Below are 13598 nucleotides of genomic sequence, written 5' to 3'. Positions count from 1 at the left end.
AGGCAGCCATATTCAATGGCTGCCTGCCGGCCCGTTCAGCCCGTGTATGGCGACGAGTTCGGCTGCGACCAGTTGCTGAAGCCGCCATAAATTGCGGTCCCGAATGCCGCGTTCCTCCAGATGCTTCACGGTCAGATAGAGATATTCGGCGCAGGAGCCCATGTGTCCGAAGGCGCGCGCCAGCACCCGCGCCACCGTCTCCAGCGGCAACTTGCGGGAAACACGCTCGCCCTTGGGACCGGCCCAAAAGACCAGCGCGCGCACGAGCCCATGTGCGGTCACAACCGGAATCCACCGAACTGTCGCAGCGTCTTCGATCGTGCCGACCTCGCGGCGGATCAGCCGGCGAAGCTGGCCAAGCCGATCGTCGTCGGCGAGCCTGAAGACCATGCCGTTACAACGACCGCCTCGATCAAGCGCCATCATCAGACCCGGCTGAGCCTGCGTTCCCCGCCAGCGGGTCATCTCGAGGCAGAAGGAGCGACGCCACCCTCTCGTTGCGCCATGCCGCGCCTCAACGGCATCAAAATCCGGCTTCCATATCAATGATCCGTAGGCGAAAACCCAAAGCGGCGCGCTGCCGGACTCATGGAGGAGACGCTTCGCAAGCACCTCCAACTCTGCCGCGGTCAGCGGCTTTCGATGGGGTTCGGGGCCGACATCGATCTCCGGACGAAGGCTCAGCGATACGAGCTCGTCCGTCAGAGCCATTCTTGATCCGGGCCACGAAACGGTGCCTTCCCGCACCGTCGCCTGCGCATGTTTGCGGATGTCCATCACGTGTCAATGCACCGTAAATCTGGCCGCCTCGGCCTGGCGTCGCTGCAGGCTGCGTATCAGCATCGCGGCTTCCTTCACGATCGCCGAAAATGTCGCATCGTCCGCTTCCGCGATCCTTCCGGTCATGTCCCGGATGATCGTCGTCAAATGGATGATCGAATGGCGATGCTGCCGATCCGACGATCCGATTTCGGCGTCGGCCATGGCAAGCAGCGTCTGCACCAACCGCTCCATGGTTTGCCGGCGCCGCGTTCTCGGATCGGCATTCGGATCTTCGCTCAGGCGTAGAAGGTCGGCGGCGTTGTCGGACATTCCGGCTCCATTCACATCGCGAAAGCCGGTGACATCGAAGCAATATGCCGTCGACCCCGCGGCTGCATCTTCAAGGCCTCCAGCAGCCGGTAACCGTTGCGCCAACGGCCGAAGCCGCTGGCGACGTTGATATGTCCGGCCAGGCCGATATTTCGGGTCTCGGCGTTCCACAGGCGGCCGAACAGGGTCAACCGGTCGACCGGCATGTAGGCATCGTTCATACTGCCGACGACGACGGAAGGAAAAGGCAAAGGCGCCGACGGCATCTCGCCGAACGAGATTTGCCCCGGATGCAGAATTTCCGTGACCGCCAGGTCGCATGGCGCAACAAGCAATGCCCCTTTCACGCGGTGCGCCGTGCTCCGCCCGGCGAGTCGGGCAGCCAGCAGGCATCCGAGACTATGGGCAACCAGATAGGCCTCGCCGGCCTCCTCGAGTGCGCTGTCCAGTCGAAGCAGCCAGCGATCAAGGTTCGGATGGTCCCAAGCGTCCTGGGTAACGCAACGGCTACCCGGCTGGTCCTGCAGCCAGTGCTGTTGCCAATGTCCTTCCGCCGAACCGAACAGGCCGGGAAGAATGAGCACATCACTCATCGAATCAGCCCGATCACCAGCGCGAACAGAAATGTGAATGAGCCCGTTATCGTGCAGATCCCAGCCGCATGCCGGAATCGCGACATAAGGCTTCCCCTCGCTCTCTCCGCAGAGCGCCGGCGGAGGCCAGTCTCAATGACGATTGCCATCATACCACCCCCTCAATACCAAAGGCCGGGCATAGCGCCCCAGTAATGAAGTTCGTATTCGCGTGCAGACTGGTCGCGCTCTTCGTCGCGGATGAGCAATTCGTCTTGAAACTTCCGCGCTGGCTTCAAATCAAGGAGGCGGCTGATCGCGAGCTTCAGCCAGAAGTGAAAATCAAACCTCATGCGAACCTCCTGTCTGAAACTGATGTTCTTGGCGAAAGCACGCCGCATCAAACCGGACTCGTGATGAGCGCTTCTGATGTCATTATCCCGAAACCGCTGCGCACTTTTGGGCGAGCTGCATCAGGAAATCAGCGAATGACGTCGCGCATTAGCGAGAAGATCGCCAAGCGGTGCGGTCGGTCCGTAGAGCATCAGCAGGCGGTTCTCTTCCCGCTTGGCGAGGCGATAGCGCCGGGCGAATTCGAAGACACTCCACATCTGTTCGCCCGCTTCGGGCCTTTCCGCATCGTCCGGCGCCGTCTTTTGAGATCGGAGCATGGCGGCGACTATTCGGCCGCCGCCAGTGCCGGCTTTACTTCGGGGAAGAAAGCCGCCAATTCCCCGACCACTTCGCCGATCCGGTTCGAAAGCGCATCCGAAGAGACCGCGTAGGCGGTAAAATCGCGATCGGAGGCGTAAACGGCAGTCGGCAACGTATGGGCCATGAAGAAGCCGAACAGCGGTCGAAGCTGATGCTCGACCATCAGCGCGTGCCGGTCACCGCCGCCAGTCGCCGTGATGATGATCGGCTTCGCCCGCAGTTCATGCGGGTCGATCAGATCGATGAGGTGCTTGAAATGCCCGGGATAGGAGCCCTTGTAGGTCGGCGAGCCGATGATCAGGGCATCGGCCTGTACGATCTCGTCGAGGACGCGCCTCGCCTGCTCGTCGAGGTCCTTGCGCCATAAGGAACTGCCCAGGGAAGGACCGACATCGTTGAGATCATAGGTCTTGCTGGTAAAGCCGTATCGATCGCTCGCAAGTTCGGCGACATGCCGAACGAGGGCCAGTGTCTTCGAAGGACGATTGAAGCTGCCAGCAATGCCGACGAGTTTGAAACCTGACATCAGTTTTCCTCTCTGTGATTGCTTCAACTATTGTCTACAAAATTGATAGATTAAAGGAATGGGCGTCTCTCCTTGCTCGCCGGGGTGAAAAAATATTCGTCTTCGCCCCGGTTGATTGCTCCTAAGGCCTGTCGCCGCCGAGATGCCGTTCGAGGAAGGGCAAATTGTCCTGTCCCCAATAGAGCTCACCGTCGTAGAGGTAGCTCGGAAAGCCGAAGACGCCGCTGTCGCGGGCATGCACCCGATCCGCCGACCATTTGTTCTGGACATCTTCGTCGGCTTGCCGCCTGAGAAGTGCGGCGCCATCGACACCGGCGGCGTTAACGATCGCTTCGCGCACATCGGGCCGGCCGATATCCTTCGCCTCGCTCCAGAAGGCGTGCTGCAGGGCTCGGGCAACACCGATCCAATCCTGCCCGTCGAGATAGGCCGCAATCACGAAGAGAGATGCCGGCGTGGGATCGCTGAGCTCGGGGCGATGCTCGAGCCTGAGCTCCTTGCCGCGCACGCGCGCCCAGCGTTTGAGGTCCCGCGTCCAGTAGGCACGGCGGATTTCCGGACGGTTGCGCGAGAAGATGCCGCCGTTTTCTTCGACCACCGTCGTCAGAAAGGGCGTAATGACCACGTCGTTCTGGCCCGCCAGTTCGGTAAAGGCGTCGAAGCCGATGTAGGACCAGGGCGAGCCGATCGAAAAGAAGTATTCTACCGTTTTGGTCACTGATGAATGTTCCTCGTAAAGCGATTGTTCTGGCGTCGATGATGGTGATCAAATTAGGAAGCGGCCCGAATTCCGGCTTGCGCTTTCCATCCGAGCGCGGGCGCGACTGCCGTCACGAAGTCGTGGAGAATCTGGCGATATTGCTCGTGCTCGAACTCGTAAGGAAGCTCCAGCCTCAATTCGCGGACCTCGGGCAGGATCGGATCGGAAAAAAGCCGCTCCAATATCTCGTCCGACGTGCCGACGATATCTCGGGCGAACAGGGTGCGCCGCTCGCCCTGCGGCGAGAGCGTCCGCTGATGGCGACCGTCGGCATAATCGCGGTAACGGCGGCGCGTTGCCGCATCGGCGCTGTCGAAAGGCACAATGACGCGGCCGAGCGCGATACGGCGCTCAGTTCCAGAGGCGCGATAGGTTTTGATGAGCCTGGACTGAGCGACGAAGAAATCATCCGTCCCCTCCCCGGTGATCACATTGCCTGTCAACAGATTGAAGCCGTTGCGGCCGGCCCATTCGGCCGAGCGCTGCGACCCGCCGCCATACCAGATGCGGTCGATCAAACCTTTGGCAAAAGGCTGCAGGCGCGGCCGCTGCGGGCCGAATGGCGTCTTGATGAAGGTCTGCTCGTCGCCGAGATAGCTGCCGCGCAGATTGCCGGCGAAGCGCAAAACGCGATCGTGGGAGAAATCGTAGCTCGTCCAGTCCCCGTCGAAGGCGAGTGGGCCAATCAGCTCGGCGTGCAGCGGCCGGCCGGCGCTGACGCCGATGTTCAGCCGCCCGCGCGAGAGGACATCGACCGTGGCGAGGTCTTCGGCCAGCCGATAGGGGCTTTCATAACCGATCGGAATGACCGCCGTTCCGAGTTCGATCCGGCTGGTGCGCTGTGTGGCCGCCGCCAGGAAGGCGCTCGCCGAAGAAATCCCCGGCTCGAGATGCCGCTGGCGGACCCAGGCGCTTTCGAAGCCCAACTCCTCGCCATACTGCAGTTGCTGAAGCGTCTGCTCCAATCCCGACAGGGGATCATCGTCGGGATAGTTGCCGGGGGTGAGGAAACCGATATGGCTGATGGATATATCGCGGCCGCTCATGTCATGCCTTCCGTTCAATATTTCGGCAGGCCGGGCGGATTGGTCTCGGATGCCGGCAAGGCCTCCTCGGAAAGATGCCAGTGGTCGAGGATCTTGGCGTAGGTGCCGTCCTTGATCAGGCCGTTGGTGGCGATGGTCAGCGCGTTCGCCAGCCCGCTTCCCTTGCGGGTGGCGATCGCGACATCGGAACGATCCGGCCAGCCGGCGCTCAGCGTGCCGACCCGTTTGATGTTCTTGTCGCGCGCGGCGATGAAGACGAGCTGGGCGTGCGGCTGGACGATGACATCTGCCCGGCCGGAACGCAGCGCGAGCAGGCTCGCCGCCTCGTCGTCGTAATATTGCAGCTCGATCGGCTTCAAGCCGGCGGAGAGGTCCTCTTCGCTCCACTTCACCAGAATGCGCTCCTGGTTGGTGCCGGCGCCGACGATGATCCTGAGGCCGGCCGCATCCTTCGGCTCCTTGATCGAGCTAATGGGGCTGTCGGATTTCACGAAGATACCGTGCAGGCCCTGGCGATAGGTGGAGAAATCGAACTTCTCCTTGCGCTGCTCGGTTACGCCGACATTGGAGATGACGGCGTCATATTTGCCGGAGGTGAGGCCGAGCGGCCAGTCGATCCAGGCGACTGGGACGATCTCCAGCGTCAGGCCGAGGCTATCGGCGATGGCATAGGCATAGTCGGGATCCGCCCCGACGACGGTCTTGGCGTCGGTGGCATAGATCGCAAGCGGAGGACCGCCGGGGCTCACGGCGATGGTGAACTTGCCTGGCGTGACGAACGTGAAGTCTTTCGGGATCGCAGCGATGGCCGCATCGTTCCTCGCGGCGTGAAGCCTGCCCGGCTGCTGCGGGCTGAGGTCGAAATCATCTGCGGCATGGGCGGCGCCAAGGCCGGTCAAGGCTGCCGTCAGCGCTGCGAGGAAGAAGGTGCGGATCGCGGGAAAGGGCGTCACGGTCGATATGTCTCCGTTTGCATCGAAAAGCAGAGGCGGACCGGCTCGCATGCCGGTCCGCCAAGTGAACGTTACGAACCGCTCTTCGGCAGGCCGGGCGGGTTGGTCTGCGCCTTGTCGATCGCCTCGGGACCGAGATTCCACGTATCGAGGATCTTCTTATAGGCGCCGCTGGCGATCAGATCGTTGACGACATCGGTCACGGGCGCCGCAAGCCCGCTGCCCTTGCGCGTGGTGACCGCAATCTCCGCGGTGATCGGCCAACCGCCGCTGACAGTGCCGACAAGCTTGGTCTTGCCGTTGATCCCCGCCGAATAGGCCTGCGTCGCGTTGACGCTGAAGACGGCGTCGGCCCTGCCGGACTGGACGGCAAGATCCTTGACCGCGTCATCATCGTAATATTGCACCTCGATCGGCTTCAGGCCGGCCGCAACATTCTGCCGATCCCATTCCAGCAGGATCTTCTCCTGGTTGGTGCCGGCATCGGTGATGACCTTCAAGCCGGCAATATCCTTCGGCTGCTTGATCGAGGTGATCGGATTGTCGACCCTGACGTAGAAGCCGAGCTCATCCTTGCGATAGGTGGAGAAATCGAATTTCTCCTTGCGCTCTTCCGTGACCGTCACGTTCGAGATCACCGCGTCGAACTTGCCGGAGGTGAGCCCGAGCGGCCAATCCGCCCATGCGACGGAAACCAGATTGAGCTTCAGGCCGAGACCGTCGGCGATCGCCTGCGCGAGATCGACGTCATAGCCGATGACAGTCTTGGAATCGGAAGCGTAGTCATGCAGCGGAAGATTGCCGCTCGAACTGATGCCGACGGTGAAGACGCCGTTTTCGACGAACTTGAAGTCCTTGGTTTCGGCGATACGCTTCTCGTTCTTTTCCACCCGCAGCCGGTTCGGCTGTTCAGGGCTGAGATCGAACTTCTGCTGCGCCTGAGCGGAACCGAAACCGATCGCTGCAATGGTGACAGCTCCCGCTATCAGAAGCCTTGCTCTATCTGTAAATGTCATACCCCTTCTCCACTTCATCTTAAGGTTGTAGTTGTTGTCATTCGACCGGAGCAGCCCGTCGCGGCCCGGCATTTCGCCAGCGCTTTCGGCGCTAGAGAACTTTGGCGAGGAATTCGCGTGTTCGAGGATGTTCCGCTTGCGTAAAGATCCGGGCCGGTGGGCCGGCCTCCAGGATACGGCCGCTTTCCATGAACACGACAGTGTCGGCGACCTCACGGGCAAAACCGATTTCATGGGTGACGATGACGAGCGTCGTGCCGGTGCGGGCCAGCTCCTTGATGACATCGAGCACTTCGCCGACGAGTTCGGGATCGAGCGCGGAGGTCGGCTCATCGAACAGCAGCACCTTGGGGCGGAGCGCCAATGCCCGGGCGATCGCGACGCGCTGCTGCTGGCCACCGGAGAGCTGGCGCGGATAGGCGTTGATCTTGTCGCTGAGGCCGATACGGGCGAGGAGTTCCTGCGCCAATCGTACGGCTTCCTCGCGGCCGATGCCGCGAACCTGGATCGGCGCCTCGATGAGGTTTTCGAGCACGGTCAGATGCGGGAAGAGATTGAAGCTCTGGAAGACCATGCCGATATCGGCGCGGCGCCTGAGGATATCCTTCTCCTTGAGCTCATAGAGCGTATCGCCCTTCCTGCTGTAGCCGACGAAATCGCCGTCGACGGAAATGAAGCCCTCGTCGACACGTTCCAGGTGGTTGATGGAGCGCAGCAGAGTCGACTTCCCCGAACCCGATGGGCCGAGGATGGCGGTCACGCTGCCGGCCGGCAGGTTGAGTTCGACATCGTCGAGCACTTTCAGCGAACCGAAGCTTTTCGAGATCGCGTGGATGCGCACCGCACCGCCTGTCCGCAGCGCCGTCGCATCATGGAAGCCGGGATTGCGCGCGCCGGTCGTGTTACCAAGAGTCGGCAGCGGGCGGCGGAAGCGTTCCAGGAATGCCTGGAAAGGCAGCGGCGTCGGATTGCGCACGGCGCCTTTGGAGAAGTAGCGCTCGACATAATACTGGGCGACCGACAGCACGGTCATGATGATCAGATACCAGACCGTTGCGACCATCAGCAGCGGAATGACTTCGAGATTGCGGCGGTAGATCACCTGGACCGTGTAAAAGAGCTCCGGCAGCGCCAGCACATAGACAACGGACGTGCTCTTGGCCAATCCGATGAGCTCGTTGAAACCGGTGGGCAGGATGGAGCGCATGGCCTGCGGCAGCACGATGCGGAAGGCTTGCCGGCGGCGCGGCAGACCAAGCGCGGCCGCGGCCTCCAGCTGCCCATGATCCACCGACAGAATGCCGCCGCGGACGATCTCGGCGAAAAAGGCCGACTGGTTGAGCGTCAGGCCGAGGTAAGCGGCGGCAAAGGGCGTCAGCAACTGCACGGTGGGATAGCTGAACAAGACCGTCTCGGTAAAGGGAACCTCGATCCTGATCGTTTCGTAGAGATAACCGAGATTGTTCAATATCAAGAGCAGCACGATCATAGGGATCGAGCGCAGCAGCCAGATATAGCCCCAGGAGAGGCCTGATAGCAGCGGCGACTTGGAAACACGGGCGAGCGCCAGAGCCGTTCCGAGAATAGAGCCGGAAACGGCGGCGAGCGCGGTCAGGAGCAATGTCCTGCCAAGGCCGACGAGCACCGGCTCGGCAAAGAACCATTCGGCAAAGACACTCCAACCCCAACGCGGATTGGTGAAGGTCGAATAGAGCACGGCGACGATGACGACAGCGGCGAATATCGTGCCCGCCAGCCGCTCGGGATGGCGCGCCGGCACGATGCGGTAGCGGGAATTGTCTTGCCTCGGTTCTGCCGTCCTGCTGCCGGGCTCGATGCTCGCAAAATCCGTCGTCAGTGCCATTGTTGTTTCCCTTTTATGATTGTCGGTCTGCCGTTTCAGAGATTTGCGCCGGCCACCTTCAGGCGCGGTTCGCTTTCGAAAGCCGGCGCAGCGAGATAGGTGATGTCCTTCTCGAAGGGCAGGCTCTTGTAGATCTCGGGGTCGGCAGCCGTGTCGAAGAGCGCGGTGTAGCCATAGTTCAGATAAAGGCCGACGGCCTCCGGCTGGCGAAAACCGGTCGTCAGATAGATCCTGCCATAACCCTGGCGGGCCGCCTGGGCTTCCAGCTCCACCAGCACCTTGCGGGCAAGCCCCTGGCGGCGCAGATCGGAGCGCGTCCAGATGCGTTTGAACTCGGCCGTGCGATCGTCGTAGTGCTTGAAGGCGCCGCCGCCGATGGTTTCACCATTCCGGATCAGCAGCAGGAAATTGCCGTGAGGCGGCGCGAAGGCTTCCGGGGGATAGCGGTTCAGCTCCGCTGCAGCGCCTTCGGCGTTGAAATAATTGCCGTAGCGGCTGTCATATTCGCGGATCAGTTCATCGATCAGCGGCTTGGCCCGGGGATCGAGAGGGCTCGTATAGAGAAACGTATCGCTCATTTCGTTCGTCACCCGTTGTCTTCAGTGAGGAAGGTTTCTGCGAGCCGGACCCAGTAGCGGGCGGCCGGCGCGATGATCGCGTCGTTGAAATCGTAGTGGGCGCTGTGGAGAGGAGCGCTGTCGCCATTACCGACGAAGAGATAGCTACCGGCATTGGCCTGCAGCATGAAGGCGAAATCCTCGCTTGCGGTTCTCGGCCGGAAATCCTTCTCGACCGCGGCGAGACCGAGCGCGTCATACGCGACGTCGCGGGCAAAGGCCGTTTCCTTGGCGTGATTGATGAGCGCCGGAAAACCGAGCCGGTAGTTCACATCCGCCTCGGCGCCGAAGCTTTCGGCCTGGGCGCGGGCAAGGGCCGGAATGCGTTCCTGCAGCAGCTGGCGAACCGTCTCGCTGAAGGCCCGCATGGTGAGCTTCATCTCCACGCTTTCCGGGATCACGTTCGAGGCAGAGCCGGCATGGATCGAGCCGACGGTGGCGACCGCCATGTCCTGCGGGTCGACATTGCGGGAGACGACGCTTTGCAGGGCGGTGATGAAGGAGGCCGACGCCAGCACCGGGTCGACGGCGCGGTGCGGCTCGGCGCCATGGCCGCCCTTGCCGACGATCCTGACGACCGCCTGGTCGACCGAGGCCATGGCGGGGCCGGTGACGAAGCCGAACTGACCCGCTGGGACGCCGGGCCAATTGTGCAACCCGAAGACCGCATCGATGGGAAATCGTTCGAACAGCCCTTCCGAAATCATCTTGCGGGCGCCGGCGCCGATCTCTTCGGCCGGCTGGAAGATCAGCCTGAGCGTGCCGCTGAAATTGCCGCTCTCTGCGAGATAGCGGGCGGCGGCAAGCAGGATGGACGTATGCCCGTCATGGCCGCATGCATGCATGACGCCGGGGTTGCTGCTGGCATAGGCAAGGTCGGTCGCCTCCTCGATCGGCAGCGCATCCATATCAGCCCGGATGCCGAGCCGCCTCTTGCCTTCGCCGCGCCTGAGGGTGGCGACGATGCCGGTGCCTGCAATGCCCGTCGCCACCTCGTATCCCCAGGAGGAAAGGCGGGATGCGACGAGCTTACTGGTCCTCAGCTCCTGAAACGCCAGCTCGGGATATTGGTGCAGATCGCGGCGAAGCGCGATGATTTCATCGAGATAACGGGCAATGCCCCTCTCGACCGGATCGTTGCTGCGCGGGTTCTGAGCGATGAGGTCCATGGCGGTTCGCCGGCGCCTCAGGCGCCGACAGCCTTTCCGCGTTCGAGCTCATCCGTAGCGGCCGCATAGCGGCTTTCGCGGAAGGGCAGGCCCAGATGGTCGCGCAGCGTCTCGCCCTTCAGAACAGGATCGAAATAGCCGCGCTCGGTGAGGATCGGCAGGACGTATCGGGCGAAATCGTCGAAGCCCTCGGCGATGACGGGGAAACCGAGGATGAAGCCATCGGCGGCGCCATGATCCACCCATCGGATGATCTCGCCGGCGATATTCTCGGCGGTGCCGATGAAGGCAGTTCGCGGCGTTGCTGAATCGAGCGCGACCTGGCGCAGCGTCAGCCCCTTTTCTCGCGCCGTCCTCTTGATGCGATCGGTGGTGGCGCGGAAATTGTTCCTGCCGATATCGCCGAGTTCAGGGAACGGTTCGTCGAGCGGATAGACGCTGAAATCATGATGATCGAAGAAGCGGCCGAGGTAGAGGAGCGCCTCCTCGATCGTGACGAGATTGCGGATCGCCTGGTACTTGGCTTCCGCCTCCTGGGGCGTCGCGCCGACGATCGGCCCGATACCCGGATAGATACCGACTTCCGCGGCACTGCGGCCATGCGCAATCACGCTGTCCTTGAGCTGGCGGTAGAAGATCTGCGCCTCTTCGAACGGCCCGCCATTGGTGAAAACGGCGTCGGCATGTTTGCCGGCGAGCCTGATGCCGGAATCCGAGGCGCCGGCCTGGAAGACGACCGGCTGGCCCTGCTTCGAACGGCCGATGTTCAGCGGCCCCTCGACGCGAAAAAAACGGCCCTTATGGTTGAGGCGATGCATCTTCGCCTTGTCGACAAAGACGCCAGTCTCGCGATTGCGCACGAAAGCATCGTCGTCCCAGGAATCCCAGAGGCCCTTGATCGCGTCGATATAATCCTCAGCGATCTCGTAGCGCAGCTCGTGTTCGGGATGTTCGCGGCTGTAATTGCGCCCCGAGCCTTCGAGCGGCGAGGTCACCGCATTCCACCCTGCCCTGCCGCCGCTGATGAGATCGATCGAGGCGAACTGGCGGGCGATGGTGAAAGGATCGCTGTAGGAGGTCGAGACCGTGCCGACGAGGCCGATCTTCGAGGTGGAGGCCGCCAGCGCCGAGAGAATGGCGATCGGCTCGAACCGGTTGAGGAAATGCGGGATCGACTGCTCATTGATATAGAGCCCGTCGGCGACGAAGGCGAAAGCGATGCCGGCCGCCTCCGCCTTGCGCGCCGTCGTGACGAAGAAGTCGAAATTGACGCTGGCATCGGCCGGTCCGCTCGGGTGTTTCCAGGCATTCATATGGCCGCCTGGACCCTGCAGCATGATGCCGAACGTGACGTGTTTCTGAGCCATGGGTGTATCCTCCTTGGAAACGGTCAGGCGACGAGGGAAAGCCGCTCAGCGGCAAGCAGCTCGATGGAGGCAAGGCGGTCGGCAGTTGAAAGCGCCGGCGTGTCGAGCACGAACTCCTTGACGCCGTAGCGGCGGTGAAGCTCGTCCAGTTCGCCGCGGATCTGCTTTGCCGTGCCGTGGAGTACGCTCGGCACCTTCTCCTCGATGCGGTAATCGGTGACGCCTGCCTGGCGGGCAAATTCGGCCGCCTGCTCCTCGCTGCCAACATTGACGGTCTGGCCGTTCGGCAGGAACACCTTGACAATGCGCAGATTGCCGACCCGTTCGCGGGCATATTCCTCGCTTTCGGCGGCAAAGGCTGCGAGCGCGAGGATCGGGCGCTTACCGCCGGATGCCTGCTCATAGGCCTCGAACGTCCTGCTGAGATTGTCAGGATCACCGTTCAGGTGGCCGGCGAAGACGAGCTCCCAGCCCTTTTCGGCAGCGAGTTCAGCGCTTTCGACGCTGGCGCCGAGCAGGAACCGTTCCGGAGCCATCGGCGGGAAAGGCGTCGCCTGCGCGCCGGCGTAATTGGGGTCGGCAGCGAGATAGGTGTTTAGATCGGAAAGCTGGCTTGCAAAATCCGGCTTCCTGGACGGATCGACGGCTAGCTGCAGAGCCCGCGTCGACAGCGGAAAACCGCCCGGCGCCTTGCCGACGCCTAGATCGACGCGGCCGGGCGCCAGCGATGCCAGTAGATTGAATGTCTCGGCAACCTTGTAGGCGCTGTAATGCTGCAGCATGACTCCGCCGGAGCCGACGCGGATCTTGGAGGTCCTGGCGAGGAGATAGGCGATCAACGCCTCCGGTGCGGAGCTCGCCAGGTTGGACATGTTATGGTGTTCGGCGACCCAGAAACGGTGATAACCAAGCTCCTCGGCCCGGCTGGCGATCTTTACCGTCGCCCTCAGCGCATCGGCAGCGGAAAGGCCCTGTTCGATCGGGCTTTTGTCGAGAAGGCTGAGGAGGTAAGTCATGACGCCATGATCCGCCCAATGGTTGCAAAGCTTAATCTATAAAATCAGTAGACAAAATCCATTATAAGAAACGACATTCTCTTTCGGAGCCGCTGAGGGGAAAAAAGAGGCGCGCCTGAACGCCTGAGCCGCATGTTCGGATGACTGGCCTGAACTCTTCCAATCGACCATTTGATGATCTATATTCTGGTCGAAACGGAGTTATCGCATGAAGCTGTCAGAACAGGTCAAGCCGATCAGCTATCTCAAGGCGCATGCGCCCGAAATCATCCGGACGCTGAAGGACAACCCGCAGCCTGTCGTCATTACTCTTCATGGCGAAGCGAAAGCGATCCTTCAGGATGTCGGCCAGTATGAAGAAACGCAGGAGACCCTGGCGCTCCTGAAGGTGCTGGCGCTCACCAATCGGCAAGTCGAGGAAGGTAAGACGCGCCCCGCTGCGGAATCCTTCGCGCACATTCGCAAGCGTCTGGCCGACAGCCAGTCCTGATGCCGTATCGTGTTCTTTTCGCCGAAGACGCGGAGCGCGACGTCGAGGATCTCTATCGTTTGATCGCCGGTCGCGACGGCACCGAAACGGCGGAACGCATCCTGACGGAAATCGAGAACGCCTGTGCCGACCTCGAAGAACTCCCCGCCCGCGGAAATATCCCAAAGGAACTGGTCAGCATCGGCATCTCCGAATACCGGGAACTGCACCATAAACCCTGGCGTATGATCTATCGCATCATAGGCACCGACGTCGTCGTCTATTGCGTGGTGGACGGACGCCGCGATATGCAGGCTTTCCTGGAGCGAAGGCTTATTCGCTGAAACTCCGCACATCGCCCCTCCCCCGTTTCGACATGTTTCGCCGGCATCCACCGACCACCGGCAACCGTCGAGG

The 13598-nt window shown here is 61.8% G+C and carries 17 protein-coding genes; 2 read left to right on the top strand and 15 right to left on the bottom strand.

Going from position 1 to position 13598, the window contains the following annotated elements:
* Positions 1-12: 12 nt before the first annotated feature.
* The 15 genes from QWJ46_RS20270 to QWJ46_RS20200 form a co-directional block, all read right to left on the bottom strand.
* Complete coding sequence (locus QWJ46_RS20270) at positions 13-780, bottom strand: gamma-glutamylcyclotransferase (RefSeq protein WP_302753267.1); 768 nt, start codon at positions 778-780, stop codon at positions 13-15.
* 3 nt (positions 781-783) lie between these two features.
* A complete protein-coding gene (locus QWJ46_RS20265; protein WP_302753266.1) occupies positions 784-1092 on the bottom strand; it encodes a hypothetical protein in 309 nt (102 codons plus the stop codon).
* A gap of 11 nt (positions 1093-1103) precedes the next feature.
* Positions 1104-1685, bottom strand: coding sequence for an alpha/beta hydrolase (locus QWJ46_RS20260; RefSeq protein WP_302753265.1), 582 nt, complete (start codon positions 1683-1685; stop codon positions 1104-1106).
* Positions 1686-1846: 161 nt separating this feature from the next.
* On the bottom strand, positions 1847-2017 hold the full coding sequence (locus tag QWJ46_RS20255) for a hypothetical protein (RefSeq protein ID WP_302753263.1): 171 nt from the start codon (positions 2015-2017) through the stop codon (positions 1847-1849).
* A 120-nt stretch (positions 2018-2137) separates the two neighbouring features.
* The gene (locus tag QWJ46_RS20250) at positions 2138-2335 is read right to left on the bottom strand and encodes a hypothetical protein (RefSeq protein ID WP_184458915.1); all 198 of its coding nucleotides are present in this window, start codon (positions 2333-2335) and stop codon (positions 2138-2140) included.
* Positions 2336-2343: 8 nt separating this feature from the next.
* Complete coding sequence (gene msuE, locus QWJ46_RS20245) at positions 2344-2904, bottom strand: FMN reductase (protein WP_302753260.1); 561 nt, start codon at positions 2902-2904, stop codon at positions 2344-2346.
* Between the two features lie 121 nt (positions 2905-3025).
* A complete protein-coding gene (locus QWJ46_RS20240; RefSeq protein ID WP_302753259.1) occupies positions 3026-3622 on the bottom strand; it encodes a 2-hydroxychromene-2-carboxylate isomerase in 597 nt (198 codons plus the stop codon).
* A 53-nt stretch (positions 3623-3675) separates the two neighbouring features.
* Positions 3676-4710 carry an LLM class flavin-dependent oxidoreductase gene (locus QWJ46_RS20235; protein ID WP_302753258.1) on the bottom strand — a complete coding sequence of 345 codons (1035 nt, stop codon included), beginning with the start codon at positions 4708-4710 and terminating at the stop codon, positions 3676-3678.
* Between the two features lie 14 nt (positions 4711-4724).
* Positions 4725-5663: an ABC transporter substrate-binding protein gene (locus QWJ46_RS20230; RefSeq protein WP_302753256.1), complete on the bottom strand. Its 939-nt coding sequence runs from the start codon at positions 5661-5663 to the stop codon at positions 4725-4727.
* Between the two features lie 71 nt (positions 5664-5734).
* Positions 5735-6679 carry an ABC transporter substrate-binding protein gene (locus QWJ46_RS20225; protein ID WP_302753255.1) on the bottom strand — a complete coding sequence of 315 codons (945 nt, stop codon included), beginning with the start codon at positions 6677-6679 and terminating at the stop codon, positions 5735-5737.
* 91 nt (positions 6680-6770) lie between these two features.
* Positions 6771-8543 (bottom strand): amino acid ABC transporter permease/ATP-binding protein, encoded by a 1773-nt coding sequence (locus QWJ46_RS20220; protein WP_302753254.1) that lies wholly within the window; start codon positions 8541-8543, stop codon positions 6771-6773.
* 35 nt (positions 8544-8578) lie between these two features.
* Positions 8579-9133 carry a GNAT family N-acetyltransferase gene (locus QWJ46_RS20215; RefSeq protein WP_302753252.1) on the bottom strand — a complete coding sequence of 185 codons (555 nt, stop codon included), beginning with the start codon at positions 9131-9133 and terminating at the stop codon, positions 8579-8581.
* A complete protein-coding gene (locus tag QWJ46_RS20210; RefSeq protein ID WP_302753251.1) occupies positions 9130-10329 on the bottom strand; it encodes a M20 aminoacylase family protein in 1200 nt (399 codons plus the stop codon). The genes QWJ46_RS20215 and QWJ46_RS20210 overlap by 4 nt, the downstream gene beginning before the upstream one ends.
* A gap of 17 nt (positions 10330-10346) precedes the next feature.
* A complete protein-coding gene (locus QWJ46_RS20205; RefSeq protein WP_302753249.1) occupies positions 10347-11696 on the bottom strand; it encodes an LLM class flavin-dependent oxidoreductase in 1350 nt (449 codons plus the stop codon).
* Between the two features lie 23 nt (positions 11697-11719).
* Positions 11720-12712, bottom strand: coding sequence for an LLM class flavin-dependent oxidoreductase (locus QWJ46_RS20200; protein ID WP_302753248.1), 993 nt, complete (start codon positions 12710-12712; stop codon positions 11720-11722).
* 208 nt (positions 12713-12920) lie between these two features.
* On the opposite strand from QWJ46_RS20200, the gene QWJ46_RS20195 reads away from it, so the two are divergent.
* Both QWJ46_RS20195 and QWJ46_RS20190 read left to right on the top strand, forming a co-directional pair.
* A complete protein-coding gene (locus QWJ46_RS20195) occupies positions 12921-13202 on the top strand; it encodes a type II toxin-antitoxin system Phd/YefM family antitoxin (protein ID WP_184458926.1) in 282 nt (93 codons plus the stop codon).
* Positions 13202-13525, top strand: coding sequence for a type II toxin-antitoxin system RelE/ParE family toxin (locus QWJ46_RS20190; protein WP_302753244.1), 324 nt, complete (start codon positions 13202-13204; stop codon positions 13523-13525). The genes QWJ46_RS20195 and QWJ46_RS20190 overlap by 1 nt, the downstream gene beginning before the upstream one ends.
* The last annotated feature ends 73 nt before the right edge of the window (positions 13526-13598 follow it).

The organism is Rhizobium sp. CBN3 (genome assembly GCF_030518245.1).
In the GTDB taxonomy this organism is placed as follows: domain Bacteria; phylum Pseudomonadota; class Alphaproteobacteria; order Rhizobiales; family Rhizobiaceae; genus Rhizobium; species Rhizobium aethiopicum_A.
Note: the sequence above shows the minus strand (reverse complement) of the source record. Positions and strands in the feature narration are given on the sequence as shown.

Bases quoted from the DNA above. Each gene is read 5' to 3' on its own strand.
- QWJ46_RS20190 (WP_302753244.1), top strand. From the start codon at position 13,202: ATGCCGTATCGTGTTCTTTTCGCCGAAGACGCGGAGCGCGACGTCGAG.
- QWJ46_RS20200 (WP_302753248.1), bottom strand. From the start codon at position 12,712: ATGACTTACCTCCTCAGCCTTCTCGACAAAAGCCCGATCGAACAGGGC.
- QWJ46_RS20235 (WP_302753258.1), bottom strand. From the start codon at position 4,710: ATGAGCGGCCGCGATATATCCATCAGCCATATCGGTTTCCTCACCCCC.
- QWJ46_RS20225 (WP_302753255.1), bottom strand. From the start codon at position 6,679: ATGACATTTACAGATAGAGCAAGGCTTCTGATAGCGGGAGCTGTCACC.
- QWJ46_RS20210 (WP_302753251.1), bottom strand. From the start codon at position 10,329: ATGGACCTCATCGCTCAGAACCCGCGCAGCAACGATCCGGTCGAGAGG.
- msuE (WP_302753260.1), bottom strand. From the start codon at position 2,904: ATGTCAGGTTTCAAACTCGTCGGCATTGCTGGCAGCTTCAATCGTCCT.
- QWJ46_RS20260 (WP_302753265.1), bottom strand. From the start codon at position 1,685: ATGAGTGATGTGCTCATTCTTCCCGGCCTGTTCGGTTCGGCGGAAGGA.
- QWJ46_RS20255 (WP_302753263.1), bottom strand. From the start codon at position 2,017: ATGAGGTTTGATTTTCACTTCTGGCTGAAGCTCGCGATCAGCCGCCTC.
- QWJ46_RS20265 (WP_302753266.1), bottom strand. From the start codon at position 1,092: ATGTCCGACAACGCCGCCGACCTTCTACGCCTGAGCGAAGATCCGAAT.
- QWJ46_RS20205 (WP_302753249.1), bottom strand. From the start codon at position 11,696: ATGGCTCAGAAACACGTCACGTTCGGCATCATGCTGCAGGGTCCAGGC.
- QWJ46_RS20220 (WP_302753254.1), bottom strand. From the start codon at position 8,543: ATGGCACTGACGACGGATTTTGCGAGCATCGAGCCCGGCAGCAGGACG.
- QWJ46_RS20195 (WP_184458926.1), top strand. From the start codon at position 12,921: ATGAAGCTGTCAGAACAGGTCAAGCCGATCAGCTATCTCAAGGCGCAT.
- QWJ46_RS20250 (WP_184458915.1), bottom strand. From the start codon at position 2,335: ATGCTCCGATCTCAAAAGACGGCGCCGGACGATGCGGAAAGGCCCGAA.